26 protein-coding genes and 1 pseudogene are annotated in these 26,220 nt (G+C 63.6%); 13 read left to right on the top strand and 14 right to left on the bottom strand.

The annotated features are described in order from the left end of the window. Window positions 1-93 precede the first annotated feature (93 nt). From ABHF91_RS02060 to ABHF91_RS02090, 7 genes are all read right to left on the bottom strand, one after another. The gene (locus ABHF91_RS02060) at window positions 94-1,149 is read right to left on the bottom strand and encodes a porin (protein WP_409421831.1); all 1,056 of its coding nucleotides are present in this window, start codon (window positions 1,147-1,149) and stop codon (window positions 94-96) included. Between the two features lie 66 nt (window positions 1,150-1,215). Next, window positions 1,216-1,959, bottom strand: a complete 744-nt coding sequence (gene modA / locus ABHF91_RS02065; RefSeq protein ID WP_409421832.1) for a molybdate ABC transporter substrate-binding protein — start codon at window positions 1,957-1,959, stop codon at window positions 1,216-1,218. Between the two features lie 41 nt (window positions 1,960-2,000). Then, window positions 2,001-2,738 (bottom strand): molybdate ABC transporter substrate-binding protein, encoded by a 738-nt coding sequence (gene modA / locus ABHF91_RS02070; RefSeq protein WP_409421833.1) that lies wholly within the window; start codon window positions 2,736-2,738, stop codon window positions 2,001-2,003. Window positions 2,739-3,068: 330 nt separating this feature from the next. After that, window positions 3,069-4,139: a molybdenum ABC transporter ATP-binding protein gene (gene modC, locus ABHF91_RS02075; protein ID WP_409421834.1), complete on the bottom strand. Its 1,071-nt coding sequence runs from the start codon at window positions 4,137-4,139 to the stop codon at window positions 3,069-3,071. Next, window positions 4,136-4,813: a molybdate ABC transporter permease subunit gene (gene modB, locus ABHF91_RS02080; protein WP_409421835.1), complete on the bottom strand. Its 678-nt coding sequence runs from the start codon at window positions 4,811-4,813 to the stop codon at window positions 4,136-4,138. The genes modC and modB overlap by 4 nt, the downstream gene beginning before the upstream one ends. Beyond that, window positions 4,810-5,655, bottom strand: coding sequence for a ModD protein (gene modD, locus ABHF91_RS02085; protein WP_409421836.1), 846 nt, complete (start codon window positions 5,653-5,655; stop codon window positions 4,810-4,812). Before modD ends, modB begins: the two co-directional genes overlap by 4 nt. A 14-nt stretch (window positions 5,656-5,669) precedes the next feature. Continuing rightward, complete coding sequence (locus tag ABHF91_RS02090) at window positions 5,670-6,509, bottom strand: TOBE domain-containing protein (protein ID WP_409421837.1); 840 nt, start codon at window positions 6,507-6,509, stop codon at window positions 5,670-5,672. 185 nt (window positions 6,510-6,694) lie between these two features. Between ABHF91_RS02090 and ABHF91_RS02095 the strand changes: the two genes are divergently transcribed. After that, window positions 6,695-7,123: a molybdopterin-binding protein gene (locus tag ABHF91_RS02095; protein ID WP_409421838.1), complete on the top strand. Its 429-nt coding sequence runs from the start codon at window positions 6,695-6,697 to the stop codon at window positions 7,121-7,123. A 524-nt stretch (window positions 7,124-7,647) separates the two neighbouring features. Here ABHF91_RS02095 and ABHF91_RS02100 read toward each other — a convergent pair. From ABHF91_RS02100 to ABHF91_RS02110, 3 genes are read right to left on the bottom strand one after another with little or no spacing between them, the layout of a single operon-like run. Then, a complete protein-coding gene (locus ABHF91_RS02100; RefSeq protein WP_409421839.1) occupies window positions 7,648-8,028 on the bottom strand; it encodes a SirB2 family protein in 381 nt (126 codons plus the stop codon). Continuing rightward, window positions 8,025-9,899 (bottom strand): monovalent cation:proton antiporter-2 (CPA2) family protein, encoded by a 1,875-nt coding sequence (locus tag ABHF91_RS02105; protein WP_409421840.1) that lies wholly within the window; start codon window positions 9,897-9,899, stop codon window positions 8,025-8,027. The genes ABHF91_RS02100 and ABHF91_RS02105 overlap by 4 nt, the downstream gene beginning before the upstream one ends. Further along, the gene (locus ABHF91_RS02110; protein WP_409421841.1) at window positions 9,900-10,496 is read right to left on the bottom strand and encodes an NAD(P)H-dependent oxidoreductase; all 597 of its coding nucleotides are present in this window, start codon (window positions 10,494-10,496) and stop codon (window positions 9,900-9,902) included. A gap of 148 nt (window positions 10,497-10,644) precedes the next feature. Between ABHF91_RS02110 and ABHF91_RS02115 the strand changes: the two genes are divergently transcribed. The 4 genes from ABHF91_RS02115 to fabR all read left to right on the top strand — a co-directional run bounded on the left by ABHF91_RS02115 (window position 10,645) and on the right by fabR (window position 15,414). Then, window positions 10,645-12,693, top strand: a complete 2,049-nt coding sequence (locus tag ABHF91_RS02115; protein ID WP_409421842.1) for a S9 family peptidase — start codon at window positions 10,645-10,647, stop codon at window positions 12,691-12,693. An 86-nt stretch (window positions 12,694-12,779) separates the two neighbouring features. Further along, window positions 12,780-13,070 carry a YfcZ/YiiS family protein gene (locus tag ABHF91_RS02120; RefSeq protein WP_409421843.1) on the top strand — a complete coding sequence of 97 codons (291 nt, stop codon included), beginning with the start codon at window positions 12,780-12,782 and terminating at the stop codon, window positions 13,068-13,070. A 142-nt stretch (window positions 13,071-13,212) separates the two neighbouring features. Continuing rightward, a complete protein-coding gene (locus ABHF91_RS02125) occupies window positions 13,213-14,646 on the top strand; it encodes a transglycosylase SLT domain-containing protein (protein ID WP_409421844.1) in 1,434 nt (477 codons plus the stop codon). 153 nt (window positions 14,647-14,799) lie between these two features. Beyond that, a complete protein-coding gene (gene fabR, locus ABHF91_RS02130) occupies window positions 14,800-15,414 on the top strand; it encodes an HTH-type transcriptional repressor FabR (RefSeq protein ID WP_409421845.1) in 615 nt (204 codons plus the stop codon). 1,346 nt (window positions 15,415-16,760) lie between these two features. Here the strand turns inward: fabR and ABHF91_RS02135 are convergent. Continuing rightward, the gene (locus ABHF91_RS02135; protein ID WP_409421846.1) at window positions 16,761-16,913 is read right to left on the bottom strand and encodes a hypothetical protein; all 153 of its coding nucleotides are present in this window, start codon (window positions 16,911-16,913) and stop codon (window positions 16,761-16,763) included. Window positions 16,914-17,148: 235 nt separating this feature from the next. Here ABHF91_RS02135 and ABHF91_RS02140 point away from each other — a divergent pair, with 235 nt between their 5' ends. Both ABHF91_RS02140 and ABHF91_RS02145 read left to right on the top strand, forming a co-directional pair. Then, window positions 17,149-17,391, top strand: a complete 243-nt coding sequence (locus ABHF91_RS02140; protein WP_409421847.1) for a YecH family metal-binding protein — start codon at window positions 17,149-17,151, stop codon at window positions 17,389-17,391. A gap of 155 nt (window positions 17,392-17,546) precedes the next feature. Continuing rightward, window positions 17,547-18,131 (top strand): YhgN family NAAT transporter, encoded by a 585-nt coding sequence (locus ABHF91_RS02145; protein WP_409421848.1) that lies wholly within the window; start codon window positions 17,547-17,549, stop codon window positions 18,129-18,131. Between the two features lie 6 nt (window positions 18,132-18,137). Here the strand turns inward: ABHF91_RS02145 and ABHF91_RS02150 are convergent, their stop codons facing one another. Both ABHF91_RS02150 and rsmD read right to left on the bottom strand, forming a co-directional pair. After that, window positions 18,138-18,428 carry a DUF1145 domain-containing protein gene (locus tag ABHF91_RS02150; RefSeq protein WP_409421849.1) on the bottom strand — a complete coding sequence of 97 codons (291 nt, stop codon included), beginning with the start codon at window positions 18,426-18,428 and terminating at the stop codon, window positions 18,138-18,140. Further along, on the bottom strand, window positions 18,425-19,036 hold the full coding sequence (gene rsmD / locus ABHF91_RS02155) for a 16S rRNA (guanine(966)-N(2))-methyltransferase RsmD (protein ID WP_409421850.1): 612 nt from the start codon (window positions 19,034-19,036) through the stop codon (window positions 18,425-18,427). Before rsmD ends, ABHF91_RS02150 begins: the two co-directional genes overlap by 4 nt. A gap of 327 nt (window positions 19,037-19,363) precedes the next feature. Between rsmD and ftsY the strand changes: the two are divergent. From ftsY to can, 5 genes and pseudogenes are all read left to right on the top strand, one after another. Further along, window positions 19,364-20,305, top strand: a pseudogene (ftsY, locus tag ABHF91_RS02160) (signal recognition particle-docking protein FtsY); the annotation flags it as partial. 3 nt (window positions 20,306-20,308) lie between these two features. Then, complete coding sequence (ftsE, locus tag ABHF91_RS02165; RefSeq protein WP_409421851.1) at window positions 20,309-20,977, top strand: cell division ATP-binding protein FtsE; 669 nt, start codon at window positions 20,309-20,311, stop codon at window positions 20,975-20,977. Next, window positions 20,974-21,933, top strand: coding sequence for a permease-like cell division protein FtsX (gene ftsX / locus ABHF91_RS02170; protein WP_409421852.1), 960 nt, complete (start codon window positions 20,974-20,976; stop codon window positions 21,931-21,933). Before ftsE ends, ftsX begins: the two co-directional genes overlap by 4 nt. Before the next feature lie 296 nt (window positions 21,934-22,229). Next, entirely contained in the window at window positions 22,230-23,069 is an 840-nt protein-coding gene (gene rpoH / locus ABHF91_RS02175; RefSeq protein ID WP_409421853.1) for an RNA polymerase sigma factor RpoH, read from the top strand. 100 nt (window positions 23,070-23,169) lie between these two features. Next, entirely contained in the window at window positions 23,170-23,835 is a 666-nt protein-coding gene (can, locus tag ABHF91_RS02180) for a carbonate dehydratase (protein WP_409421854.1), read from the top strand. 39 nt (window positions 23,836-23,874) lie between these two features. Here can and ABHF91_RS02185 read toward each other — a convergent pair whose 3' ends face one another. Then, complete coding sequence (locus ABHF91_RS02185) at window positions 23,875-24,903, bottom strand: porin (protein ID WP_409421855.1); 1,029 nt, start codon at window positions 24,901-24,903, stop codon at window positions 23,875-23,877. Window positions 24,904-25,116: 213 nt separating this feature from the next. Between ABHF91_RS02185 and glpX the strand changes: the two genes are divergently transcribed. Next, window positions 25,117-26,124, top strand: coding sequence for a class II fructose-bisphosphatase (gene glpX / locus ABHF91_RS02190; protein ID WP_409421856.1), 1,008 nt, complete (start codon window positions 25,117-25,119; stop codon window positions 26,122-26,124). Window positions 26,125-26,220: the final 96 nt, after the last annotated feature.

Raw genomic sequence — 26,220 nt, forward strand, 5'->3', positions numbered from 1 at the left:
GGGGTGATGGCGGGCGAGGTTTTAGTGGCGCAGAGCGTCGCAATAAGAAAGGGGGCTGGCGCCCCCTGCTGATCACGGATATTGCGGCTGGTCTTAAAAGTCGTAGCGCATGGCCAGTTGCATGTCGTCCTTGGCGTCGGTGAGCTGACCGCTGACGTCCTTGAACTGATCCTCCGCCCCGCGGTTGTTGAGGCGGTATTCGGCGGCCACGCTAAGCTGACGGTTGAACTGGTACTTGGCTCCCAGGGTGACATAGTCCACCGGGTGGAAGCTGCCGCCGCTGTGGCTGACGTCCATCATGTTCCACAGGGTCATCAGGCTGATCTTGTTTGCGAACTTGTAGCCCAGGGCGGCTTCGTAGCCGTCGTGGTCATAGCCCACCTTGTACCAGTCCGAGCCCTTGCCGTAGTTGAAGGCGGCGTAGAGGGCGCCGTCGTCGTACTTGGCCCCCAGGATCCACAGCTTGGCATCGGCCTCGTCGCCCTGCTGACCCAGGGTGTAGCTGGTGCCCAGGCTCAGGCTGGACAGCAGATCGTAGGTGATGGCGGCCCCCAGGGCGCTGTTGTCGGTGTCGCCATAGCTGTCGCTGTCCTCATCGTAGCTGTCCTTGGTGGTGCGCAGCTTATAGTCCAGATCCAGTTTGGCCTGACCCAGGCTGACGACGTAGTTGAGCACGTCGGAGGCCCGCTTGGTGCCGAACTTGTCCACCCCTTCCCCCACGCCATGGTTACCATAGCCATCGGTGACGGCCACGTCGGTCCAGGCGGTGGTGAGGATGGCGGCGCCGTTCTGCCGGCCGTAGGTGAGGGTGCCCCAGGCGCCGGTGACACCGCCGAAGGCGAAGCGGGTGTTGAGGCTGCTGTCGCTCTCGCTCTCCACCGTGGTGCCCTTCTTGTTGCCTATGTTCAGCTGGGCCTCGTAGGTGCCCAGGGCGCTGAGGCTGTCGCTGATCTTGGCCTTGCCCTGGGCGCCGAAGCGAAACCAGGTGTTGGAGCCGTAAAACTCGCTGGCCCGATCGTCGCCGAAGAAGTGGCCGGCGTAGGCTCGGCCGGTGAGATCCAGGGTCCCTTCCGGGGTGTTGAGCACAGAAACCGCGTAGACGTCTCCGGTGGCCGCTGTCAGCAGGGCCACTGCAATGATTTTTTTCATGTGGATTCCTTGTTGGAGGGTTACATCAAGATGGCCACCGGCGTCCTGCCGGTGGCCGGGTTATCGTCAGAGCATGTAGCCGTACTGTTGGATGATGGCCTTGGCCTGCTCCCCCTTGAGGAAGGCCAGCAGGGCGGTGGCGGCGGGGTTGTCTTGCCCTTTTTTGAGCAGGATGGCGTCCTGGGTGAGGGGGCTGTAGAGATCGGTGGGCACTATCCAGGCGGAACCCTGGCTGAGCTGACCGTCCTTGTAGACCTGGGACAGGGCCACGAAGCCCAGCTCGGCGTTGCCGCTGGCCACGTACTGGTAGGTTTGGCCGATATTCTCACCCTCGACGATCTTGCCGCTGACCGCGTCGGTCAGCCCCAGCTTGGCCAGCACCTCCATGGCGGCGCCGCCGTAGGGGGCTGTCTTGGGGTTGGCCACTGCCAGGTGGGCGAAGTCGCCCTTGAGGGCCGATTCATCCTTCACCGCGTCCGCCTTGGGGGACCAGAGTGCCAGCTTGCCCTTGGCGTAGGTGAACTGGCTGTCGGCCAGGGCCAGGTTGGCGGCGGCCAGCTTCTTGGGGGTCTTGCTGTCGGCGCTGACAAACACCTCGAAGGGGGCGCCGTTTTGCACCTGGGCAAACAGCTTGCCGGTGGAGCCGGAGACCACCACAGCCTCATGGCCGGTGGCGGCCTTGAACTGGCTGGCGATGGCCTGCATGGGGGCGACGAAGTTGGCGGCGACCGCCACCTGGACCTGTTCCGCCAGGGTGGGCAGGCTCAGGCACAGCAGGCCGAGGGTAACGAGCTGACGCAATGTACGCATGTGACACTCCTTGTTGATAATAAAAAATCGTTGTGAACCAATCAGATGAGATAACCGTGTTCCTGCATGATGGCGCGGGCCGCCGGGGTCTGCAGGTAGTGCAATAGATCCTGGGCGGCGGCGTTGTCGGCGCCGCGGCTCAGCAGTATGGCCTGCTGCTCCAAGGGGGCGTGCAGGCTGGCCGGCACCCGCCAGTAGGAGCCGGGGGCATAGTGGCCCTGGTTATAGATGAGGGACAGGCTGACGAAGCCCAGCTCGGCGTTGCCGGTCTGGATCTGCTGGAAGGTCTGCAAGATGTTGCCGCCTTCCACCAGCTTGGGGGCCAGTTGCTCGGCCAGGCCCAGCTTGGCCAGCACCGCCATGGCGGCGGTGCCATGGACCGCCACCTTGGGGTTGGGCAGGGCCAGGTGGGCGAAGTGACCCGTCTTCAGCACGGCCCCCTCCTTGTCCACCAGGCTGGGATCGGTGGAGTAGAGCACCAGCTCGCTCCTGGCGTAGGTGAGGCGGCTGTCCGCCACCCCCAGGCCGTCGTCCGCCAGCTTGGCCGGCACCAGGCTGTCGGCGCTCAGCAGCAGGTCGAAGGGGGCACCGTTCTTGATCTGGGCATACAGCTGGCCCACGGCGCCGTAGCTGACGGTGATCTGGTGACCTGTCTCGGCGCTGAAGCGCTGGAGTATGGGCTCCATTGCCGGTTTGAAGCCGGCGGCCACCGCCACCAGGGCCTCGGCGGCCTGGGCCTGGCCCCACCACAGCAGCAGAACAAAAAGCAGGCGTTGCATGGGAAGTCCTTCTTGTCGTTATGTGCCTCACTGCACAATGCATGTGGCTGCATAAGCTATGCCCGAACTGTACGGTCCTGAACTTAATCCATGATAACCTCGTAATCCATTGATTAATAAATACATTACCTCATGCTGCGCCCAAGATTTCCGTGTCTTGTCTGGCTCGTCAATTCGTTGTGTTGTCGAATGCACAACGAAAGTGAGGGGTTTGTCACATGCGCCCCACAACCGACAGGCCTGCGTCATGAGCCGGCCGGCCGCGGGGCTGGGCCGGGAACATAAAAAATGGCGCCTTATGGCGCCATTTTGTGTGGCGTGGATCCGCCGCTACAGCAGGGCTACCGCCTTGATCTGGGCCCACAGCGCCATGCCCGGGGCGAGGGCCAGCTGGTGGGCGGAACGGGCCGTGATGCGCGCCAGTAGGGGGGTGGGTCCCAGGGCCAGCCGTACCAGCACATGGCCCGGCGTGTCCGCCGGTGCCAGGGCTGTCACTGTGGCGGGCAGCAGGTTGAGGATGCTGGAGTCCGCCGCCCGGGTCAGGGAGAGGCTCACGTCCCGGGCATGGATGCGGCAGCGCAGGGTCGTCCCCAGGGCTTCGCGGCGCTGGGCCACCCACAGCTCGCCGCCGGGTACCGTCAGCTGCGAGAGGCCGTCATCGGCGTGGCCGGCCAGTCGGGTGGTCCACACCACCCCCACGTCGTCGGCGAAGGCCGGCGGCAGATCCAGCCGCGCCAGTGTCTCGGTGAGGGGGCCGCTGGCCACCACGCTACCCTGGTTGAGCAGCACCAGGTGATCCGCCAATCGGGCCACCTCGTCCGGGGCATGGCTGACGTAGATCACCGGGATGGCCAGCTCCTGATGCAGCCGCTCCAGGTAGGGCAAGATCTCCTGCTTGCGTTTGAGATCCAGCGCCGCCAGGGGCTCGTCCATCAGCAGCAGGCGCGGGGCGCACAGCAGGGCCCGGGCGATGGCGGCCCGCTGGCGCTCACCGCCGGAGAGGCTGTGGGGCGCCCGATCCAGCAGGGGACGTATGCCCAGCAGCTCGGCGGTCTCTTCCAGATCGCCCCGGGGGACACCGGCGGCCAGCCGGCGGCGGCCGTAATCCAGGTTCTGCCGCACGCTCAGGTGGGGGAACAGGCTGGCCTCCTGGAACACGTAGCCGATGGCTCGCCGATGGGGCGGTACAAACAGGCCGCGGCTGTCGTCCTGCCAGATCTCGTCCCCCACCTGCAGGCGGCCGGGCAGCTGCTCCAGGCCGGCGATGGCCCGCAGGCAGCTGGTCTTGCCGGAGCCGGAGGGGCCGAACAGGGCGCTGATCCCCTCGCCGGGCAGGCTCAGGGCCACATCCAGGGTGAAACCGTCCCGCACCACGCGAAACTGCGCGTCTATCTGACTCATGGCCGGCCTCCGTTGCGCGGTTGGCCGAAGCCGTAGATCAGCAGCAGCCCCAGGGCGGCAAACAGCACCATGCCGCCGGCCAGCCAGTGGGCCTGAGCATATTCCAGCGCCTCCACATGGTTGTAGATCTGGGTGGAGAGCACCCGGGTCTTGCCGGGGATGTTGCCGCCTATCATCAGCACCACGCCGAACTCGCCGATGGCGTGGCAGAAGCCCAGCACCCCGGCGGTGATGAAGCCCGGGCGGGCCAGGGGCAGCACCACGGAAACAAAGGTGTCCCAGGGACCGGCCCGCAGGGTGGCGGCCACCTCCAGGGGGCGGGGGCCGATGGCGGCGAAGGCGTTCTGCAGCGGCTGGACCACGAAGGGCAGGGAGTGCACCACGCTGCCCAGCACGATACCGGTGAAGGTGAAGGGCAGGGTGCCCAGTCCCAGCCCCTCGGTGAGGCGTCCCAGGGGGCCGCTCGGGCCCATCAGGATCAGCAGGTAGAAGCCCAGTACCGTGGGGGGCAGCACCATGGGCAAGGTGGTGAGGGTGCTGATAACGGGCCGCCAGCGGGAGGCGGTGGTGGCCAGCCACCAGGCCAGGGGGGTGGCCAGCAGCAGCAACAGGCTGGTGGCCAGCACCGCCATCTTCAGGGTGATGAGCAGGGCCTGCCAGTCCATCGGACTCATAGGCCGGCCTCGGCGGCCGGGGTGAAGTGCACCTGCACATCCCGCGGCTTGGCCCAGTAGGGGGCCGAGGTCACCAGCAGATCGGCACCGGCGGCGGCATAGGCGCCGGCATTGCCGGCATTGACCCCGCCCGCCGCGGCGATGAGCGGTCGGCGGCCCAGCTCCTGGCAGAGGGCCAGGCACTGTACCACTTCGCTGGGGGAGAACTTGTCCAGCTGCAGCATCTCGGCGCCGGCGGCGATCCAGGTGCGGGCGTCGACCAGATCGTGCACCTCCACGCTGCGGCGTTGCTCCGGGTGCTGGCGGGCCAGCCGGGCCAGGGTGACCTCAGGCGCCTCGGCCAGGAACTGCCGGTGTTCGGCGAACAAGAGCAGGCTCTCGGAGAGCCCCAGGCGATGGACGATGCCGCCACCGGCCCGGACCGCCTTGACGCTCATGGCCTTGCTGCCCGGGGTCTGCTTGCGGGTGCAGGCCACCGGCACGCCACCGGCGGCCGCCACTATCTCGGCGGTGGCGCTGGCCAGGCCAGCCGCCCATTCCAGCAGGATCTGGCTGGCCTTCCACAGCTTGAGCAGGGTGACTGGCTCACCCTGTACCGCCAGCAGCAGGGTGCCGGGGGGGGCTACCTGGCCGGAGGGGGCATGCAGCTCTGGGCTCAGGCCCAGCAGCTGACACAGGCGGGCTACCTCTTCGGTACCGCAGACGGTCATGGCCGCCCGGGCGTAAAAATGCATCCAGGCCGGGGCCGAGCTCAGGGGCAAAGACTGGCTGGTGAGATCGCCATAGGGCACGTCGTCGGCCAGCAGGGCCTGCAGTTGGTTATCGCTGAGTACTACATCCATGTGCTGAATTTCCTTTAGTCCTGACTGCACAACAACACCGCCGAGGCCTTGAAGGCGCCGCAGGCGGCCATGCCTTCGGTGAGCCCCAGCTGATCCACGCTCTCCCGGGTGATGACGGCGCACAGGTGCTTGCCGCCGGGCAGGGCCAGCACCACCTCGCTGTTCACCGGCCCGTTGTGGATGCGGGTGATCTCGCCCCACAGCTGGTTGCGCGGCGACAGCCGCAGCCCGGGCTCGGTCACCAGCAGCACAGAGTGGGACTTGATCAGGGCGTAGACCTCACAGCCCAGCTGCAGTCCCATGCTCTCGGCGGACTCCCGGGTGATCACCGAGTGGATCTGTTGGTGGTCGTCCAGCTCCAGGCTTACCTCGAAGTCCACCGGGCCGGTGCGCATGGCCACCACTGTGCCGATGAACTGGTTGCGGGCGCTGCTCTTCAAAGAGAGGCGGCGGATCAGGCGACGCAGATCCCGCACGTCCGAGGTGCCGCCGGCGGGATCCGGCTTGGGCAGGGCCTGCTGCAACTTGGCCAGGGTCTGCTGGTATTCCGCCTCCATGGCGCGAAACAGCGCCACTATCTGCCGGCCATAGGGGGTGAGCTGGGTGCCGCCGCCCTGCTTGCCGCCTGTGGTGCGGATCACCAGGGGCGACTCCGCCAGGTTGTTCATGTCATCCAGGGCATCCCAGGCGGCGCGGTAGGAGAGGGGCAACGACTTGGCGGCCTGGCTCAGGGAGCCCAGCCGGTCGATGGCCTCCAGCAGGCGGATGCGGGTGTCCCCCAAAAAGGGGCCCACCTCGGTGCAGAGTTTCAGTTCCCCCAGCAGGCGGGGGGAGGAATGGGAGCTAGTCGACATGTTGTGTCCTATATAACGGGTTTGACGGTTTTGCTGCAAAACCGAGGCATTGGGCCGCTATGCTGGCAATCATATGGCGCCTAGGCGTAGTCTCCTGTTGAAGCCATTTGATTTCGCTATGTTTTTATCAATATAGCGTGGCCCGTGGCAAGACGACGACCGAGCATTCTGACAAGGAGTTCATCATGAGCATCAGCGCCCGTAACGTATTTGAAGGCAAAATCAGTGCCATTACCGAAGGCCCGGTTCATGCCGAGGTGAGTCTGACCACCGAAGGTGGCGACACTATCGTGGCCGTGGTCACCGAGACCAGCGTCAAGACCCTGGGTCTGGCGGTGGGCGGGGTGGCCAAGGCGTTCGTCAAGGCGCCCGGCATCATGGTGCTGGCGGACGAGAGCGGCCTGCGCTTCAGTGCCCGCAATCACTTAAGCGGCAGCGTGGCCGCCGTGGTGCCCGGTGCGGTGAACAGCGAGGTGGTGGTGACCCTCGCCGGCGGCAGCCAGGTGAAGGCGGTAGTGACCAACGAGGCGGTGGCCGAGATGCAGCTGGCCGCCGGCAAGCCAGCCAGCGTGCTGTTCAAGGCCAGCCAGGTGATCCTGGGCGTGCCGGTCTGAGTGGTTAGCCCCAGAAGGGGCTGTTTCAAGTGAGGGGTATATCACCTCTGTGCTTTTTATCGGCTCTGGTTGTTTCGAGTCGTCTGTTGTCCGTCCCGCCCTTGCCCGCTTCTGTGCTTTTTCATGGTTCGGCTTGGCGGTGGCGGGCCAAGGGGGACTGTGCCGTCCCCCTTGGCAATCCCCGGCAATCCCTACCCGCTGACCCTTCGGGTTCCCTCGTCCAGCGCCTCGGCTTATCGGTCGTTATCGACGTGTTCCCGACACGGCGATAACTCGCTCGGCTTCCCTGCCTCGCGACCGAGCCGCGGCGCTTTCCTCAGTCAGCGGCAAGGGATGGGATAGGGTTAGCAAACTCCTGAGATCCGTCTGATACAGAGCAGAGCGTTGTTTGGGATACGGATAAACAGCCTGGACTGGCGAAGTCATATACCCGGCATTGTCTTGATGGTGGCGCCCAGGGTTATTTATTGGGGCGGAACAAAAACGGCGCCGCGGCGCCGTTTGTTATTTGGGATGCAAGGGGGTTAGGCCCAGGGCAGTATCTGCTTGGTGACCGCCACGGCGGCGATATAGCCAAAGCAGGCCAGGGCGGCGGCGCCCCAACCCAGGCCGGCCAGGGAGCGGCCCCGGGCCAGGGCCTTGTGGCCGAGTATGATGTAGAGCAGCAGGGCCAGCACCTTGGCGGTGAGCACGCTGCTGTTGACGAAGGGATAGCGGTGGATCTGCAGCATCATGGCCACGGCGGCACTCAGCAGCAGGGTGTCGTTGATATGGGGCAGGATGCGCAGCCAGCGCCAGCGACGCCAGTTACCGCCCAGCAGGCCCGTCAGCCAACGACCGGCGAACAGCAGCAGGCTCACTACCACAAACAACAGGTGGGCATGTTTTAACGCCAGGTAACTCATTGAGGCTCCTCTGGGTGGTCATCGGGGTGGGGTTGGCGGGTCTGCTCTTCCAGATCGTTCTCCCAGGCGGACATCAGCTCGCTGCGCCTGTCCTCCTGGTTGGCTCTGAGCATCTCCGCCAGTATGTGGCGGTACTGCACGCTCTTGGTGATGTACATGTTCTCGTCGTCGAGGAAGGCGGTCTGCTCCCGCAGCAGCTTCTCGTCATGCTGCTTGAAGGTCTGGCCGGCGCGCCAGGCCTGATTGGCGCGGATGCCCAGGGACTGCAGGGCCGCCACCCCCAGATCCACTGCCGAGCCCACCGTCTCCCGGTAGATCATGTCCACCCCCAGTTGCAGCAGCTGGTGGGCATGGGGCCGGTCCACCGCCCGCACCAGCAGCTTGAGCTGGGGGAAGTGCTTTTGCGCCAGCTCGCACACGGCGATGGACTTGGACTGGTTGCTCACTGCCACCACCAGCAGGCGGGCCTTGTGGGCGCCGGCGGCATAGAGCAGATCCAGCCGGTCCGCATCGCCGTAGAACACCTTGTAGCCGTGCTTGCGCAGCATCTCGATGTGGCCCACGTCGTTGTCCAGTACCGTGGTGCCTATGTTGTGGGCATGGAGCAGGCGGCCGACGATCTGCCCGAAGCGGCCGAAGCCGACGATGATCACCGGGTTGTCGTTGTCGTCTATGGTGTCGGCCTCCGGCGCCTCCTGCTCCCGCTGCCAGCGGCCCTGGATCAGTCGTTCGTTCAGGATCAGCAGCAGGGGGGTCAGGGCCATGGAGAGGGCCACCACCAGGATCAGGGTGTCGGTGACGGCGCGGGAGAAGAGATTCACCTGGCCGGCGTAGGAGAAGAGCACGAAGGCAAATTCGCTGCCCTGGGCCAGGGAGAGGGCGAAGGTCCAGCGGTGGCCCGGGGTCAGACGGGAGATGCCCCCCACCCCCTGCAGCACGGCAAACTTGATGAGCAGCAACAGCAACAAGAGTCCCAGCACCATCAGCGGCTGCTCGGCAAACAGGCGAAAGTCGATGCCGGCCCCCACCGAGATGAAGAAGAGGCCCAGCAGCAGCCCCTTGAACGGCTCTATGTTGGCTTCCAGCTCATGGCGGTATTCACTCTCCGCCAGTACCACGCCGGCCAGGAAGGTGCCCAATGCGGGGGAGAGGCCCACCCACTGCATGGCCAAGGTGATGAGGATGACCAGTAGCAGGGCGGCGGCGACGAAGATCTCCCGCATGCCGGACTGGGCGATGAAGCGGAACACGGGGCGCATCAGGTAATGGCCCCCCAGCACGATACCGAAGATGACGGCGGCCACCAGCAGGCCATCCTGCCAGCCCCCCACGGTATTGCTCAGCTCCGCCGGGGCCTGGGTGGCCAGCAGGGGCAGCAGGGCCAGCATGGGGATGACGGCGATGTCCTGGAACAGCAGCACGGCGAAGCTGGTCTGGCCCGCCTCTGTCTTCAACAGGCGGCGCTCGTTGAGGCTTTGCAGCACGATGGCGGTGGAGGAGAGGGCCAGTATCATGCCTACGGCCACCGATTGGCGCCAGGAGAGGCCCAGCACGAGGGCTACCACCCCCACCACGGCGGTGGTGAGCAGCACCTGACTGCCGCCGGCCCCCAGGATAGGGCCCTTGAGCTGCCACAGCAGGGCCGGTTTGAGCTCCAGGCCGATGAGGAACAGCATCAGCACCACGCCGAACTCCGCCACGTGCATCACGTGGTTAGCGTCCCCCACCAGGTTGAGCAGGAAGGGGCCGATCAGCACGCCGGCGATCAGATAGCCCAGCACCGAGCCCAGCCCCAGGCGGCGGGCAATGGGCACCGAGATGACGGCGGCGCTCAGGAAGATGAAGGCGCTCAGCAGCAGACCGTGCTCCATTTACAGCACCTCCAGCAGATCGGTGAGGGTCTGGGCCTGCTGGCACTGGGCCAGGGTCAGCCGCTCCTCCTGCAGGGCCAGCAGCAGCTGGCGCAGCTGGCGGGTGACCAGTGGCAGGTGCTCGCCGTCGGACAGGCTGTGGTAGGCATACACCACGAAGGGCGGCAGCCAGTGCATGCCGCACAACCAGGCGCTCTGCTTAAAGGGCAGCAGGTAGTCGGTGATGGGATGACGGTTGTGGCCGTTGGGGGCGTAGGACTCGCGGCTGCCGCCTGTGGTGATCACCGACAGCAACAGCTTGTCGTGCAGGGCGCGGCCCTCCGGACCGAAGGCGAAGCCGTACTCCAGCACCTGATCCATCCACTCCTTGAGGATGGCGGGGCAGGAGTACCAGTAGAAGGGGTGCTGGAAGATGATGATGTCGTGCTCCCGCAGCAGGCGCTGCTCCCGGGCCGGATCGATGAACATGCTGGGGTATTGCTGATAGAGGTCGTGCACCGTCACCCCCTCCATCCGACGCAAGGTGGCCAGCAGGGCCTTGTTGGCCACGGAGCGATTGAAACTGGGGTGAGCGAACAGGACGAGCACTTTCTTCATCGACTTGGGAACCTGGGTCTACATCTACTTGATCACGCTAGCAGGAATTGCCCGGCTTGCCTACCGCAGGCACCGGTTGCGCTGGGGTTGGCGGACGTCCTTTGCTAGCATGGGCGCCTTGTCTCCCCTGCCCAGCAATGAGTGCCGTATGACTCGAATTCTACCACCCCAGGCGCCTCGCCACCCCCATGTTCACGAGCGGCACGGTGACCTGCGCCAGGATCCCTGGTTCTGGTTGCGGGACGACAGCCGTCAGGACCCTGAGGTGCGGGCCTATCTGGAGGCGGAAAACGCCTACAGCCAGGCGGTACTGGCGCAGACACAGCCGCTGCAACAGACCCTGTACGACGAGATGGCCGGCAGAATGCAGCCCACCGAGCTGTCGGTGCCCTATTGGCTGCGGGGCTTCTGGTATCGCCACCGCTTCGAGGCCGGCGCCGAACACCCGGTCTACGAGCGGCTGTCGGCTCTGGAAGCCCAGCCGGAACTGCTGCTGGATGCCAATGCCCGGGCGGCGGGACAGGCGTTCTATCAGCTGGGCAGCCTGGCGGTGAGCCCGGACAACCGTCTGCTGGCGGTGAGCGAGGATCTGGGGGCACGGCGCCAGTACCGCGTGCAGGTGCGGGATCTGGCCGGTGGCGACTGGCGGGAAGATGTGCTGGAGAACACCAGCGGCGAGCTGGTGTGGGCCGCCGACAGCCGGCAGCTGTTTTATGTCACCCTGGATGAGGAGACCCTGCTGCCCTGCCGGCTCTGGTGCCACACCCTGGGCGAGCCCCAGGCGCAGGATCGCCTCATCTATGAGGAGGCGGACGACAGCTTTTACCTGAGTCTGGATCTGAGCCGCTCCGAGCGCTTCCTGCTCATCTGCCTGGAGAGCACCCTCACCACGGAAGTCTGGTGCCTGCCCACGGCGGCCCCCGAGGGTCAGCCGGTCTGCCTGCTGCCGCGTCAGGAGGGCCACGAATATTACCTGGACCATCTGGCGGATCACTGGATCATCCGCTCCAACCGCGACGGCGCCAATTTTGGCCTCTACCGGGCGGCGGAGGCCAGCCCAAGCCAGTGGCAGACCTTGCTGGGGCCGGAGGACACAGTGCTGCTGCAGGACTTCGAGTTGTTCGACAGTGCCATTTTGGTGGAGGAGCGGGTGGCTGGCCTCACCCGCTTGCGCCAGCTGGATCCCCAGGGGCTGCCGGTACGCACCCTGCAGTTTGCCGATGCCGCCTATGTCACCTGGCTGGGCTTCAACCCCTGCCCCGGCAGCGGCGAGTGCCGCTACGGCTACAGCGCCCTGACCCGGCCCGCCGGCCTCTACGCCCTGGACCTGGCCAGTGGCGAGCAGCGATTGCTCAAGCAGCAGGTGGTGCTGGGGCACTTCGACGCCGAGGCCTATACCAGTCAGCGGCTGCTGCTGCCGGCCCGGGACGGCGCTCAGGTGCCGGTCTCCCTGGTCTACCGGCGGGATCTGGCGGATCTGCGTCAGGCCCCCCTGCTGGTGTACGGCTACGGCGCCTATGGCCTGAGTGAGGATCCCGAGTTTGACGCCGCCCGGCTGAGCCTGCTGGATCGGGGCTTCATCTATGCCATCGCCCACGTGCGCGGTGGCGAGGAGCTGGGCCGGCACTGGTACGAACAGGGCCGGCTGGAGGCCAAGGCCAACAGCTTTAACGACTTCATCGATGTGACCGAGGGGCTATTGGACCGCGGCCTGGGGGATCCCAAGCGGGTGTTTGCCCTGGGAGGCAGCGCCGGCGGCCTGCTGGTGGGGGCCGTGATGAACCAGCGACCGGATCTCTATCTGGGGGTGGTGGCCGCCGTGCCCTTCGTGGATGTGCTCACCAGCATGCTGGACGAGAGCCTGCCGCTGACCACAGGCGAGTACGACGAATGGGGGGATCCGCGGGACGAAGACGACTATTGGCGCATCAAGTCCTACAGCCCCTACGACCAGGTCAAGGCCCAGGCCTATCCCCACCTGCTGGTGGTGAGCGGCTTCCATGACTCCCAGGTACAGTACTGGGAACCGGCCAAGTGGGTGGCCAAGCTGCGGGCCCACAAAACCGATTCCAACTGGCTCTTGTTGTGCATGGACATGGAGGTGGGCCACGGTGGTCAATCGGGGCGTTATGCCCAGCTGAAGGATTTGGCCCGGGAATACGCCTTTATGCTTCATCTGGCCGGCGTCAGCGGCTAAGATGACACACAGGCTGTGCGGCCTTATGGTCAGTGCCCTTGCGCGGGTCTGGCCGGCCGTTCGACGGTAAAGTGAAGGAGGATTTCATGTCCGTTACCGAACAAGTTCAAGAGTGTTGTGACTCCTGTGGCTGCTACGCCGAGGTGGGGACCATCATCAGCGAAGGGGATGACAGCGTGCTGCTGCCCATCGAGGCCGACAGCGAGCAGGAGGCCCTGGACCGGCTGGCGCAGTATGCCGCCCTGGCCAAGCAGGTGTGCGACGAGGTGGTGATCCAGCAGCAATGGCAGGCCGAGGCTGGGGTGCTGAACGCATCCCTGACGTTCACCTGCACCGCCGAGAAGCTGATCTTCGAGATGCGCGCCCGCGCCATCTAATCTGCCCAAATCGGGGCCCGTTCGGGCCCTGATTGTCTATTTTTACTCCTCTTTACAGCCATCCAACCCCTTTTGTTCAGCCTCTGTTCAGCTTGGCTGGGGTTAAATGCGCCGCTTTCTAGGGCCGAAATGCGGACATTGCATGAATCGATACCGACGATTGACCCTGTTGTTGCTACTCGTGTTGGCCGCGCCCCTGTGGGCCATGCCGCTGGAGCCGGCGCCCCGCATCCTCAAGGGGGATCTGGAGCAGCTGCTGGACGAGCGGGTGCTGCGGGTGCTGGTGGCTTACGACAACGCCTACTACTTCCTCAATCAGGGGATGCAGGATGGGCTGAGTGTGCAGCAGGCTCGTGCCTTTGAGAAATGGCTGAACAAGCGCTATTTCCAAGGACAAAAGCTCAAGCTCAACCTGGTCTTCATCCCGGTGCGCAGCGATCAACTCTACAGCATGCTGGTGGATGGCCAGGGGGATCTGGTGATCGCCAACAGCACGGTCACCGAGGCCAGACGTGCGCTGGTGGACTTTTCCGACCCCGTCTACCAGGGCATCCACGAATGGCTGGTCAGCGGCAAGGGCATGCGGCCCTTGACCCGGCTGGGGGAACTCTCCGGCAAGCGGGTCTGGGTGCGGCGCAGCGCCAGCTACTACGAGAGCCTGGTTAAGCTGAACGAGCAGCTGACCGCCCAGGGGCTGGCCCCCGTCTATATCGAGACGGTGGACGAATCCCTGCAGGATGTGGATCTGCTGCAACAGGTGAGCGAGGGGCGTCTGCCCTATACGGTGGTGGGGAGCCAGAAGGCCGAGCTGTGGCAGGGCGCCTTCCACAACCTGACCCTGCACAAGGCGGTGAGCCTGCGGGACAACGGCGAGCTGGCCTGGGCCTTCCGCAAGGAGAGCCCGCAGCTGGCCGAGGCGGTGAATGCGTTCCTGGTGAACTATCGCCAGGGCACCAGCCAGGGGGAGGCGCTGTACCGGCGTTACCTCTCCCAGCCGGCCCAGCTGGCCCGTCGCCATGCTGCCAGCACGCCGGAGGATCTGGGCTGGCGGGATGGCCGCTATGCCCGCTATGCGCCGCTGTTCCAGAAGTATGCCGAGCAGTATGACTTCGACTGGCTGCTGCTGCTGGCCCAGTCCTACCAGGAGTCCAACCTGGATAGCGGGGCGCGCTCCAGCCAGGGGGCCGTGGGGCTGATGCAGGTGATGCCGGCCACCGCCCGTCACCTGAAGGTGAGCAACATTGGCTCGGCCGAGAACAATATCCTGGCCGGGGCCAAGTATCTGGCCCAGCTGCGGGATCAGTTCTTTACCGATCCGGATATGGATGATCTGAACCGCTACTTCTTCACCCTGGCGGCCTACAATGCTGGTCCCAACCGGATCGCCGGCCTGCGGGCCGAGGCGGCCAAACAGGGGCTGGATCCCAACGTCTGGTTTGACAACGTGGAGCGGCTGGCGGCCAGCCGCATCGGCAGCGAGACGGTGCGCTATGTCACCGACATCACGTTGCGCTACGTGGCCTACCGGCGCAGCTACGAGTTGATGCAGGAGCGCCGGTTGGCACAGCGCCAGTAGGCTCTGTACTGGTTAGACGCGCGGCGGTCCTTTGGGCCGCCGTCCTTTTTTGGGCCTCGCGGACGGCGCCAAGCGCAAAAAATGGGCCGCCTTGCTGCCGGCATGGCGGGAAACGAGTATGATCTGCGCTCTTTTGGGGGCTGGAGGGGCAAGATGGGCATCAGAGCAGAGCAGAAGGAGAAGACTCGGCGTTCTCTGATCCAGGCGGCCTTTCGCCAGCTCAGTGCCGACAGCAGCTACTCCAACCTCAGCCTGCGGGAAGTGGCGCGGGAGGCGGGCATAGCCCCCACCTCTTTCTACCGGCACTTTCGCGACATGGAAGAGCTGGGCCTCACCCTGGTGGACGAGGCGGGCCTGACGCTGCGTCAGCTGATGCGCCAGGCCCGCCAGCGCATCGCCACCGGCGGCAGCGTCATCCGCACCTCGGTCCTCACCTTCATGGAGTTCATCGACAAGAACCCCAATGCCTTTCGTCTGCTGCTGCGGGAGCGCTCCGGCACCTCGCCGGCCTTCCGTCAGGCGGTGCAGCGGGAGATCCAGCACTTCATCGCCGAACTGGCGGAGTATCAGCAGCGGCAGACCGGCTACCCCCAGGAGGTGGCCTTCATCCTGGCCGAGGGCATGGTGACCCTGGTGTTCAGCTCGGGGGCCGAGGCCCTGGACATGAGCGAGCCGGAGCGGGCCCAGTTGGCCGAGCGCCTGATCTGCCAGCTGCGCATGATAGTCACGGGTGCCGAAGTGATGCAGTCCAAGCCGTCGGCATCCTGAGTTTCTGCCTGTCTCCCTGTAGGACATTTGCCATACCTGACGTGGGGAAAAACGTTTTCCCACGGCAAGCCTCCGCTTAGCCTCTTATTTATCCATTTGATAATAAACACTATTTGTCGTTGCGCCCATCGGCGGGTGTGTCTCACCATCGCTGTATGGCCCTTGTGAGCCGGGCTGGAAACCTTAGTATTAAAGCTGTCGGGACGCACTGAAGTCAGTCAGGAAGATTGGCTGCCAGGGTAAGGCGCAAGGAATACCACTGGATGTGGTCAGGGACACCTCCTTAGGAAGGAGAGAACGGGCCGTCAGGATGACGTGTCTGGCCAGGACGGTAACCAGGATGGCCCAAGGGATTGGGAACAGGAAAGACTAACGGACTAGCTTAGTCAGGGATTGCAGGGAGCAATGCCGTTCACGGACATGAACGACAAAGACCTTAGGGGGCGACGTGAGTCGCCCCCGTTCTTTTTTGCATAATTACGCGGTCACGGGCGGGGCCTGCCGTGAGCCAGCTCACCCATTTGCCATGGTGCCGTGTAGGATATTTGCCATAGTGCTTGTGGGTAAAAACGTTTTTATTGCGTAGCATTTTATTCTATAAAATAAATTACAGCGTTGAATAATAAGCGATTTTTATTGGTCGCCTCGGTCTTGGTTAAGCGCCTGGGTGCTGATGGGGACTTGTGAGCCAGGTCTAAATCCTTAGTATGGGTCTTGCCGGGACGCACTGAAGTCAATCAGGAAGATTGGCTGCCAGGGTAAGGCGAAAGGAACACCACAGGATGTGGTAAGGGACACCTCCCAGGAGGGAGAGAACAGGCCGCCAGGATGACGTGCTTGGCCAGGATGGCAACAAGGACACCCCAACGGATTGGGAAGTGGAAAGACTAAAGGAGTAGCTTAGTCAGGGATTGCAGGGAGCAATGCTGTTCAGGGAACCGAACGACTAAGACCTTAGGGGGCGACGCAAGTCGCCCCCGCTCTTTTATGGGCGCCTGGCCAGCTCGGGCGCCTTTCCTCTCTCGGATGTAAGACATTTCCCTTCTTTCAGGCGGCGCTTGGTGTGGCAAGATGGCGGCATTTGCCGACAGCCTTGGATTAGTTTGCTGCCTAATCAATGCGTTGTATCGCCGATGGTGGCATCTTAGCCCAGGGGCCGGAGAACCGGTCCGTCGTGCGGGCATTGTGCCGTTCACCCCAGGCCGTATAGTTGGAAGCCAGGAGAGGATGCGGGCCAGAGGCCCCATCGACAGGGAGGGTTGGACCGAGGCAGACGGCTTGGATGGCCTGGGACAGGGAGTGTACCGCCTCGGTTGGACAGGGTGACCTAGGTCACCCTGTTTGCATTAGTCCGGCAGATCTTGCTGCTGCAACTGGGTCAGGTTCAGGCGTTCGTCCTGGGTCAACCCCATCTCTTCACAGGCTTCGTCGAAGCTCATTCCCAGATGACACATCATGATCTCGATGGCCGGCAGATAACTGTAGATGCCGTGTTCCATGCTTCCTCCTTGGACTGCGTTGCTGGCGTAATAGGAATTGAGTCAGGCAAACCGACCACAAAGTTTCATTTTTTGGACCCGTTTGCCGCAAGGCTGTGAACTGGATCGCTAAACGGGGGCCTGTGGTTATGCTTTTCCCGGTGTTAGGGGGTGACAGTGGCAAAAAGGTGCGTAAAATATGCATCTATTGTCTTTTATTTCATCTGTCGATGTCATTTCAGTAAGGGGAGTCACCATGAGCGAATCCATTCACGGTCACGAGGTCATGCACATGATGCTGGAGCTGGGTGGCAGCTTCAGCAAACAGAGCCTGCAGGCCGCCATCGAGGCGAAGTTCGGTGCCGAGGCCCGCTTTCATACCTGCAGCGCCGAGGGGATGGATGCGGCGGCGCTGATCGACTTCCTGCAGGCCAAGGGCAAGTTCGTGCCCCAGGGCGAGGGGTTCAACACCGAGGCCGAGCGGATCTGCCAGCACTGAGTCCTACCGATGGCGCCCTCTGAGCGCCATCACCGGCACAAGCCGCAATATCCGCGAGATTGGGCCGTTGCTGGCGCCATCGCCGATGGCTGCTTGGCGGCGGGCTTTCTGCTATAGTCCGCCGACTTTTATCCGGTCAACCAGCGAGCTCTTCCATGGATATCATCACCGCCGCCGTCATGCTCTTCCTGATCATGGATCCGGTCGGCAACTTGCCCGTCTTTCTGTCTATGCTGCGGACCCTGCCCGCCGAGCGACGCCGCAAGGTGATGATCCGCGAGCTGCTGATCGCCCTGGTGGTGATGCTGCTGTTCCTGTTCCTGGGGCAGGAGCTGCTCAACCTGCTGAATCTCAAGCAGGAGGCGGTGAGCATCGCCGGCGGCATAGTGCTGTTCCTCATCGCCATCCGCATGATCTTCCCCGGTCAAGGCAGCATCACGGGCCTGCCGGAAGGGGAGGAGCCCTTCATCGTGCCCATGGCCATTCCCATGATGGCCGGGCCCTCAATCCTGGCGGCCCTGCTGCTGCTGGCCCACCAGTACCCGGATCAGATGGGGGAATGGACCCTGGCGTTGCTGCTGGCCTGGGGATCCAGCGCCGTGATCCTGATGTTTCACGCACAGTTGCTCAAGCTGCTGGGGGAGCGGTTGCTGCGGGCCATGGAGCGGCTGATGGGCATGTTGCTGGTGATGATCTCGGTGCAGATGCTGCTGGACGGTGCCCAGCAGTACCTGCACTAAGCGGACTCAAGGGTGAGAGCGGGATTGGCTGGCGGCCAGCAGGCGATCCCGCAGCTCCAGCATGGCGAAGAAGCCAAACAGCAGTAACGACAGGTAATCCCACCGGCGCAGGGGCATCACGTCCTTGGCCACCAGCGTCATGATGGCCGCCTGGATGCCATGCACCAGCAGCACCAGCACGGCGAACACCGGCAGCAGCAGGCTGAGCTTGCCGGGCAGGGGATGCAGGGTGAACCAGACGGCGCCAAACCAGAAGCCCAGGATGATGAGCTTGGCCAGCCACAGCACTAACTTCATGCTTGTTCCTCTCGCAGATAGAGTTGATAACAGACCTGGCCGGCCTGCTTGTCCTTGAGCAGCTGCCAGTTGGCCGGCAGCACGGGGGGCTCGCCTTCCCGTTCCCGCTCCAGATAGATGAGGGCCTGATCCGCCAGCCAGCCGCCCTGTTCCAGCTGCTGGCAGACCTGGGGCAGCAGATCCTGATGAAACGGCGGATCCAGAAACACTAGGTCGAAGGGCTGGGCCGGGCCGCTCAGCCACTGGCGGGCATCGGCCTGGATCACCTGGGCCTGGTTGGACCCCAGTTGCTGCAGGTTCTGCTGCAGCTGGCGGGCCGCCCCAGGGTTGCGCTCAATCATGATCACACAGTCGGCATAGCGGGAGAGTGCTTCAAATCCCAAACTGCCGCTGCCGGCAAACAGGTCCAGGCAACGGCTGCCCCGCACGTCACCGGCCAACCAGTTGAACACCGTTTCCTTCACCCTGTCCGTGGTAGGGCGCAACCCTTCCACGTCCCGCACCGGCAGCTTGCGTCCCTTCCATTGACCGCTGATCAGGCGGATAAATCCGCCGCGTCCGCCACCGGCGGTTGGGGCGGCAGCCCGTTGAGGTTTACGAGGAGGCATCGCGTTTCTTCATCTAAAAAAGTGATAGTATGAGCGCCCTATTTGTGACCTATAGCCTAGGGGGCGGCTAGTGTAGCAGCCCCGTCAGTCAAGTGAGTACGTTTAATGGCCAAGAAAGGATTTTTCTCCTGGTTGAGCGGCGGTAAGGCGTCGGAAGAGCAGGCGAACACCCCGACCGAGCCCGAAGTGGTTGTCCCTTCATCGGCACAAGAGTCCCCCGTCAGCCCCCCCCTCGAGGCCGAGCCAGAGCGCTTGCCGGAGGCGGAGCCCCAGGCCGACCCCGAGCGTGCCGTCGAGGCACCGGCCCTGGATCCCAGCCTGCTGGTGACCCAGGACAAGCCCAAGCGGGCCGGGCTGTTCAGCCGCCTGGTGCAGGGCCTCAGGCGTACCCGGGAGAACCTGGGGTCGGGCTTTGTGGCGCTGTTTCGTGGCAAGCAGCTGGACGAGGAGCTGTTTGAAGAGCTGGAGACCCAGTTGCTGAGCGCCGATCTGGGGGTGGCCACCACCAGCCGCATCATGGACCAGCTGACCTCTCAGGCCAGCCTGCGGCAGCTCAAGGATGCCGAGGCCCTGTTGGCTCTGCTCAAGCAGGAGATGAACGCCATACTGCAGCCGGTGAACCAGCCTCTGGTGATCGATGTTCAGCACAAGCCCTTCGTCATCCTGATGGTGGGGGTCAACGGCGTGGGCAAGACCACCACCATCGGCAAGCTGGCCAAGCAGCTGCAGGCCGAGGGCAAGTCGGTGATGCTGGCGGCGGGGGACACCTTCCGGGCGGCGGCGGTGGAGCAGCTGCAGGTCTGGGGCGAGCGCAACCAGATACCTGTGATTGCCCAGCATACCGGTGCCGACTCGGCCTCCGTCATCTATGACGCCATCGAGGCGGCCCGGGCCCGCAAGATTGATGTGGTGATCGCTGACACCGCCGGGCGCCTGCAGAACAAGGGGCACCTGATGGAAGAGTTGAAGAAGATAGTCCGGGTGATGAAGAAGCTGGACGTGGAGGCGCCCCACGAGGTGATGCTGACCCTGGATGCCGGCACCGGCCAGAACGCCATCAGCCAGGCCAAGCTGTTTGGCGAGGCGGTGGGCCTGACCGGCATCACCCTCACCAAGCTGGACGGCACCGCCAAGGGCGGGGTCATCTTCGCGGTGGCGGATCAGTTCGGCATCCCCATCCGCTTCATCGGGGTCGGCGAGGGGATCGAGGATCTGCGTCCCTTCCAGGCCGACGATTTCATTGCGGCCCTCTTCAGTCAGGAAGCCTAAGCCATGATCCGATTCGAGCAGGTCAGCAAGGTGTACTCCGGTGGCCATCAGGCCCTGCAGAAGGTGGACTTCCACCTGCGCAAGGGGGAGATGGCCTTTCTCACCGGCCACTCGGGGGCCGGCAAGAGCACCCTGCTCAAGCTGATCAGCGTGATGGAGCGCCCCAGCGCCGGGCGCATCTTCTTCCACGGCCAGGATGTCTCCCGCATCGGTCGGCGGGATATTCCCTATATCCGCCGTCAGATCGGCATCATCTTTCAGGATCACCGGCTGCTGATGGATCGCTCCGTGTTCGATAACGTGGCCCTGCCGCTGGTGATCGACGGCTATACCCCCCAGGACATCCACAAGCGGGTCTCCGCCGCCCTGGACAAGGTCGGACTGCACGACAAGGCGGCCTGTCTGCCCTTGATGTTGTCCGGCGGCGAGCAGCAGCGGGTGGGCATCGCCCGGGCCATCGTCAACAAGCCAGCCCTGCTGCTGGCGGACGAGCCCACCGGCAACCTGGATCCGGATCTGGCCCGCGACATCATGCAGCTGTTCCGGATGTTTAACGATGTGGGGGTGTCCGTGCTGATCGCCACCCATGATCTGGGTCTGGTGGCCCGCAGTGGTCAGCGGACCCTCAGACTGCACGAGGGCCGTCTGGTGGCCGATGGGGAGGGGGCATGAACCGCAAGCGTCACGGCCAGGGCTGGCTTCACTCGGTGCGCCAAGCCGTCTACCATCACCGCCAGGAGGCCAGGCGCAGCCTGAGCGAGATCTGGCGGGCCCCCTTCGCCTCCCTGCTCACCCTGGCGGTGATCGGCGTCAGCCTGGCCCTGCCGGCCACCTTCTGGGTCATGTTGCAGAACACCGGCCAGGTGACCAGTCAGTGGCAGGAGGGGGGGCGCATCACCCTGTTTCTGCACAAGTCGGTGAACGAAAATGGCATCGCCCAGCTCACCGAGCAGCTCAAGGGTGACCCGGCCATCGCCACGGTACGCTACATCTCCCCCGAGGCGGGGATGAAGGAGTTCGCCGCCCTCTCCGGGTTTGCGGATGCCCTGAGCCTGCTGAGCCAGAACCCGCTGCCGCCTGTGTTGGAGTTAGTGCCGGCCGAAGCCCAGCGCACCGCCGAGGCGGCGGAGCAGCTGTTGCAACGCCTGTCGGCACTGCCGGAGGTGGAGCAGGCCAAGCTGGATCTAGAGTGGCTGGAGCGGCTCAACCGCATCAGCGATCTGATCCGTCATGCCCTGCTGTCGTTTGGTGGCCTGATGCTGGTGGGGGTGCTGCTGACCGTGGCCAACACCATGCGCCTCAACATTCTGGGGCGGCGGGCCGAGATCGAGGTGATGAAACTGGTGGGGGCCACCGATGCCTTCATCCAGCGCCCCTTCCTCTACATGGGGCTCTGGTATGGCCTCATCGGCGGCATGCTGGCCTGGTGGTTGACCGAGGTGCTGGTGCTGTGGAGCGAGGCCCAGGTGCAGGCCCTGGCGGCCCTGTACCACAGCGATTTTCGGCTGGCGGGCCTGGGGCTGGGGGACAGCCTGGGTCTGCTGGTGCTGGCCGCCGTGCTGGGGGTGGCGGCGGCTCGCTTATCCGTTTGGCGCCATATTCGCCTGATTGAACCGGCCAATCCCTGACAAGGTGAGCTTTTTTGAAAATAATTCCTTGGGCAAAGGAACTTTTCCCCAGGGCTGACACTCTGACTATGTGAGGGTTAATTCTGAGTTTTGGAGAAGCGTTTCTCTTTGACTTGGCCGCATGGATCGTCGCAAAGCCAGACATATCATGCATTTCGGGGGGACTTGAGGGTTCCCCCCTTTTTTTGTATATATGCTTATCCGCAAAGGCGCGCCCGCGTTGGCGGGGTGGCGGCGAGTTCCGCCGGAGCGCCTGGTTTGGTGAGGTATGAATTAAAATGGGTACAGCAATAGCAATGCAGAACAACCTGATCCTGGTTCCACAGGGTAGCCTCGAGGGCTACATCCAAGCCGTGAACACCATTTCGGTGCTGACGGCCGAAGAGGAGCGGGCGCTGGCTGAGCGGTTGCAGCAAGATGGCGATCTGGATGCAGCCCGCCAGCTGGTTATGTCTCATTTACGGTTTGTCGTGCACATCGCCCGCAGCTATGCCGGCTATGGCCTGCCCCAGGCCGATCTGATCCAGGAAGGCAACATAGGCCTGATGAAGGCCGTCAAGCGTTTCGACCCCAGCGTGGGGGTGCGCCTAGTCTCCTTTGCCGTGCACTGGATCAAGGCGGAAATCCACGAATACGTGCTGCGCAACTGGCGCATGGTCAAGGTGGCCACCACCAAGGCCCAGCGCAAGTTGTTCTTCAACCTGCGCAAGGCCAAGAAGCGCCTGGGCTGGTTCACCCAGCAAGAGGTGGAGGCCGTGGCCGAGGAGCTGGGTGTCTCTCCCCGGGAAGTCACCGAGATGGAGGCCCGCCTGAGCGGCCAGGATCAGGCCTTCGACGCTCTGGACGACGACGAAGGCGATAGCTTTGCCCCCGTGCATTATCTGGAGGACAAGTCCTCTGACGTGGCGGCCAGCTTCGAACACGACAACTGGGAGCATCACGCCATGCACAGGTTGTCCAAGGCCCTGGCGGCGCTGGACGAGCGCAGCCGGCACATCATCCAGGCCCGTTGGCTGGACGATGACAACAAGCAGACGCTGCAGGAGTTGGCCGATCACTATGGGGTGTCGGCGGAGCGGGTGCGCCAGCTGGAAAAGAACGCCATGAATAAGTTGAAGGGTGTGCTGGAGGCCTAGGTCGGTTAGCCACTCAGAAAAGAGGTCTCGCTATGAGGCCTTTTTTTTAGCCCGAAGGCCCGGGGCCGTCGGACCATCAACCCTTGAGGAGACGAGATCCATGCAGCTCTTGAGTAATCTGTTCGAACAAAACCGTCTGTGGGCGGAGAAGATCAAGGCCGAAGATCCCACCTTCTTTGAGAAGCTCTCGGCCCAGCAGGCGCCTGAGTATCTGTGGATCGGCTGTTCCGACAGCCGGGTGCCGGCCAACGAGTTGCTGGGCCTGCTGCCCGGTGATGTCTTTGTGCACCGCAACGTGGCCAACCTGGTGATCCACACCGACTTCAACTGTCTCTCCGTGCTGCAATACGCGGTGGACGTGCTGAAGATCAAACACATCATCGTCTGCGGCCACTATCGCTGTGGCGGTGTGATGGCCGCCATGCGCAATGCCGAACATGGCCTGATCGACAACTGGCTGCGCAACATTAAGGATGTCTACTTCAAGCACCGCGAGCAGATCGAGGCCATCGACAGCGAAGAGGAGCGGCAGGACTTCATGTGTGAGCTCAACGTACTGGAGCAGGTGGCCAACGTCTGCCACACCACCATAGTGCAGAATGCCTGGAAGCGCGGCCAGGAGCTGGCGGTGCACGGTTGGATCTATGGTCTTAAGGATGGTCTGCTGCGGGATCTGGACATCACGGTGAGCGGGCTGGAGCAGATCCCGGATGTCTACCGCTCCTCCAAGGAGATCGTCAGCCAGTACCACAGCACCGGCAAATAAAAAAAGGCCCCGTTAGGGGCCTTTTTTCTGGGCGACGACTTAGAAGTCGTAGCGTGCGGCCAGCTGGAAGTCATCCTTGTAACCATCCAGTTGGTTGAAGCGGTATTCGCCGATGACGCGCATCTGCTTGTTGAACTTGTACTGGGCGCCCATGGTGAAGTAGTCGACGGTGTCGGTCTTGTCGCCGCTGATCTTTTTCTCGCCCTTGTTGTACAGCGCCATCAGGCCGACACCGTTCTCGAAGTTGTAACCCAGGGCGGCTTCCAGACCTGTGTTGTCGGTGCCGCTGGCCAGGAAGTCGGTACCATCGGCGTAGTTGATGGCGGCATACAGGGCCTTGTTGTCGAACTTGGCGCCGATCAGCCAAATCTTGGCATCGTCACCCACGTCACGCTGGCCCAGGGTATAGGCGGCACCCAGGCTCAGGCCCATGTCCAGGGTGTAGCTGGCGGCCAGGCCATAGGCCGCAGCATTGCTCTTGTCGCTTTCATCTTCGGTGTCGGCACCGTCGAACTTGTAGTTGGCTTCCAGACCAAAGCCGCCGAAGGTACCGGCATACTTCAGCACGGAGGCGGCGCGGTCGGTGGCGAAGTTGTCGGTGCCATCCCCCATGGCTTCGGCACCGTAGCCATCAGACAGAGCCACGTCGGTCCAGTCGGCCACGGAGGCGAAGGAGCCCTTCTGGCGACCGAAGGTCAGGGTGCCGGCATCGGACTTCACCCCGGCGAAGGCCAGACGGGTGCGCAGGTTGCCGCTGTTGTCCTTCACGGTCTTTTCGCTGTCGCCGATATTGAACTGGGCTTCGTACTGGGCCAGTGCGGACAGGCCGTTGCCGATGTCGCTGTTGGCCTTGGCGCCGAAGCGGATGAACTGGTTGGCACCGATCTTGGCGCTGTGATCCTTGATGCTGTCACCGTCATCGTTGACTTCGTCCTTGGTGCCAAAGAAGTGACCGGCATAAACACGGCCATACAGGTCTACGTTAGCGGCATCAGACTTGAATACTTCGGCGGCGTGAGCGCTGGTGGCGGCCAACAGGGCGATGGCGACGGCACTGAACTTTTTCATCTTGCTTCCTTATCGATGTTAGTAACGCAAAAGAGGGTTAATGCGAGGGCAGATGCTAGGGGTTGGTCGTGACGCTTGGGTTACGCTTGTGTGAAGCTTTTATGGTGGGATAAGCCGCCAGTGGTGGCGGGATTGGCGAGACTAAACAGGGGCGCAAAGGTTTGACCCTGTGATAAAATGCCGCGTCCAACCGAGATGAGGTTAAACGAACAAATGAGACGTGAACTGGCGATTGAGTTTTCCCGCGTGACCGAGGCGGCTGCCCTGGCCGGCTATAAGTGGCTGGGCCGTGGCGACAAAAATGCCGCCGATGGCGCCGCCGTGGCCGCGATGCGGTTCGTGCTCAACCAGATCGAGATCGATGGCGAGATCGTCATCGGGGAAGGGGAGATCGACGAGGCACCCATGCTGTATATCGGTGAGCGGGTCGGCTGTGGTGGGGATGGTGTGGATATCGCCGTGGATCCCATCGACGGTACCCGCATGACCGCCATGGGGCAGAACAACGCCGTGGCCGTGCTGGCGGCCGGCGACAAGGGCTGCTTCCTCAAGGCGCCGGACATGTACATGGAGAAGCTGATCGTCGGCGCCAAGGCCAAGGGGGTCATCGACCTCAACCTGCCGCTGGCCGACAACCTGCAGCGGGTTGCCCAGGCCCTGGACAAGCCGCTGAGCCGGCTCACCGTCATCACCCTGGCCAAGCCCCGCCATGAAGCCGCGATTGTCATGATGCAGCAGATGGGGGTGCGGGTGTTTGCCATCCCCGATGGCGACGTGGCGGCCTCTGTGCTCACCTGCCTGCCGGACAACGAGATAGACATGCTCTACTGCATCGGCGGCGCGCCGGAAGGGGTGGTCTCTGCCGCCGTGGTCCGCGCCCTGGACGGCGACATGCAGGGCCGCCTGCTGCCCCGTCACGAGGTGAAGGGGGATACCGAGGATAACCGTCGTCTGGGGGCCGAGGAGCTGGCCCGTTGTCAGAAGATGGGCATCCAGGTGGGCCTGGTCTATCGGCTGGAGGAGATGTCCAAGACCGACAACGTCATCATCTCCGTCACCGGCATCACCAAGGGCGATCTGCTGGAGGGCATCACCAGTGATGGCGTGCTGGCCACCACCGAGACCCTGCTGATCCGCGGCAAGTCCCGCACCATTCGCCGCATCCGCTCCACCCATTACCTGGAGCGCAAGGACGCGGAGATCCAGCAACTGTTTCGCTAAGTTGACCGCCAGGGCGGTGGCGAACACTGCGCTGGCGATTAATTGCGCGATCGCACCAGGGCGGGGCCCTAAGCACCAAAAAACACTTGCATGGAC

The organism is Pseudaeromonas aegiceratis (assembly GCF_046254905.1).
Classification (GTDB): Bacteria; Pseudomonadota; Gammaproteobacteria; order Enterobacterales; family Aeromonadaceae; genus Pseudaeromonas; species Pseudaeromonas aegiceratis.

Bases quoted from the DNA above. Each gene is read 5' to 3' on its own strand.
- ABHF91_RS02060 (WP_409421831.1), bottom strand. From the start codon at position 1,149: ATGAAAAAAATCATTGCAGTGGCCCTGCTGACAGCGGCCACCGGAGAC.
- modA (WP_409421832.1), bottom strand. From the start codon at position 1,959: ATGCGTACATTGCGTCAGCTCGTTACCCTCGGCCTGCTGTGCCTGAGC.
- modA (WP_409421833.1), bottom strand. From the start codon at position 2,738: ATGCAACGCCTGCTTTTTGTTCTGCTGCTGTGGTGGGGCCAGGCCCAG.
- modC (WP_409421834.1), bottom strand. From the start codon at position 4,139: ATGAGTCAGATAGACGCGCAGTTTCGCGTGGTGCGGGACGGTTTCACC.
- modB (WP_409421835.1), bottom strand. From the start codon at position 4,813: ATGAGTCCGATGGACTGGCAGGCCCTGCTCATCACCCTGAAGATGGCG.
- modD (WP_409421836.1), bottom strand. From the start codon at position 5,655: ATGGATGTAGTACTCAGCGATAACCAACTGCAGGCCCTGCTGGCCGAC.
- ABHF91_RS02090 (WP_409421837.1), bottom strand. From the start codon at position 6,509: ATGTCGACTAGCTCCCATTCCTCCCCCCGCCTGCTGGGGGAACTGAAA.
- ABHF91_RS02095 (WP_409421838.1), top strand. From the start codon at position 6,695: ATGAGCATCAGCGCCCGTAACGTATTTGAAGGCAAAATCAGTGCCATT.
- ABHF91_RS02100 (WP_409421839.1), bottom strand. From the start codon at position 8,028: ATGAGTTACCTGGCGTTAAAACATGCCCACCTGTTGTTTGTGGTAGTG.
- ABHF91_RS02105 (WP_409421840.1), bottom strand. From the start codon at position 9,899: ATGGAGCACGGTCTGCTGCTGAGCGCCTTCATCTTCCTGAGCGCCGCC.
- ABHF91_RS02110 (WP_409421841.1), bottom strand. From the start codon at position 10,496: ATGAAGAAAGTGCTCGTCCTGTTCGCTCACCCCAGTTTCAATCGCTCC.
- ABHF91_RS02115 (WP_409421842.1), top strand. From the start codon at position 10,645: ATGACTCGAATTCTACCACCCCAGGCGCCTCGCCACCCCCATGTTCAC.
- ABHF91_RS02120 (WP_409421843.1), top strand. From the start codon at position 12,780: ATGTCCGTTACCGAACAAGTTCAAGAGTGTTGTGACTCCTGTGGCTGC.
- ABHF91_RS02125 (WP_409421844.1), top strand. From the start codon at position 13,213: ATGAATCGATACCGACGATTGACCCTGTTGTTGCTACTCGTGTTGGCC.
- fabR (WP_409421845.1), top strand. From the start codon at position 14,800: ATGGGCATCAGAGCAGAGCAGAAGGAGAAGACTCGGCGTTCTCTGATC.
- ABHF91_RS02135 (WP_409421846.1), bottom strand. From the start codon at position 16,913: ATGGAACACGGCATCTACAGTTATCTGCCGGCCATCGAGATCATGATG.
- ABHF91_RS02140 (WP_409421847.1), top strand. From the start codon at position 17,149: ATGAGCGAATCCATTCACGGTCACGAGGTCATGCACATGATGCTGGAG.
- ABHF91_RS02145 (WP_409421848.1), top strand. From the start codon at position 17,547: ATGGATATCATCACCGCCGCCGTCATGCTCTTCCTGATCATGGATCCG.
- ABHF91_RS02150 (WP_409421849.1), bottom strand. From the start codon at position 18,428: ATGAAGTTAGTGCTGTGGCTGGCCAAGCTCATCATCCTGGGCTTCTGG.
- rsmD (WP_409421850.1), bottom strand. From the start codon at position 19,036: ATGCCTCCTCGTAAACCTCAACGGGCTGCCGCCCCAACCGCCGGTGGC.
- ftsE (WP_409421851.1), top strand. From the start codon at position 20,309: ATGATCCGATTCGAGCAGGTCAGCAAGGTGTACTCCGGTGGCCATCAG.
- ftsX (WP_409421852.1), top strand. From the start codon at position 20,974: ATGAACCGCAAGCGTCACGGCCAGGGCTGGCTTCACTCGGTGCGCCAA.
- rpoH (WP_409421853.1), top strand. From the start codon at position 22,230: ATGCAGAACAACCTGATCCTGGTTCCACAGGGTAGCCTCGAGGGCTAC.
- can (WP_409421854.1), top strand. From the start codon at position 23,170: ATGCAGCTCTTGAGTAATCTGTTCGAACAAAACCGTCTGTGGGCGGAG.
- ABHF91_RS02185 (WP_409421855.1), bottom strand. From the start codon at position 24,903: ATGAAAAAGTTCAGTGCCGTCGCCATCGCCCTGTTGGCCGCCACCAGC.
- glpX (WP_409421856.1), top strand. From the start codon at position 25,117: ATGAGACGTGAACTGGCGATTGAGTTTTCCCGCGTGACCGAGGCGGCT.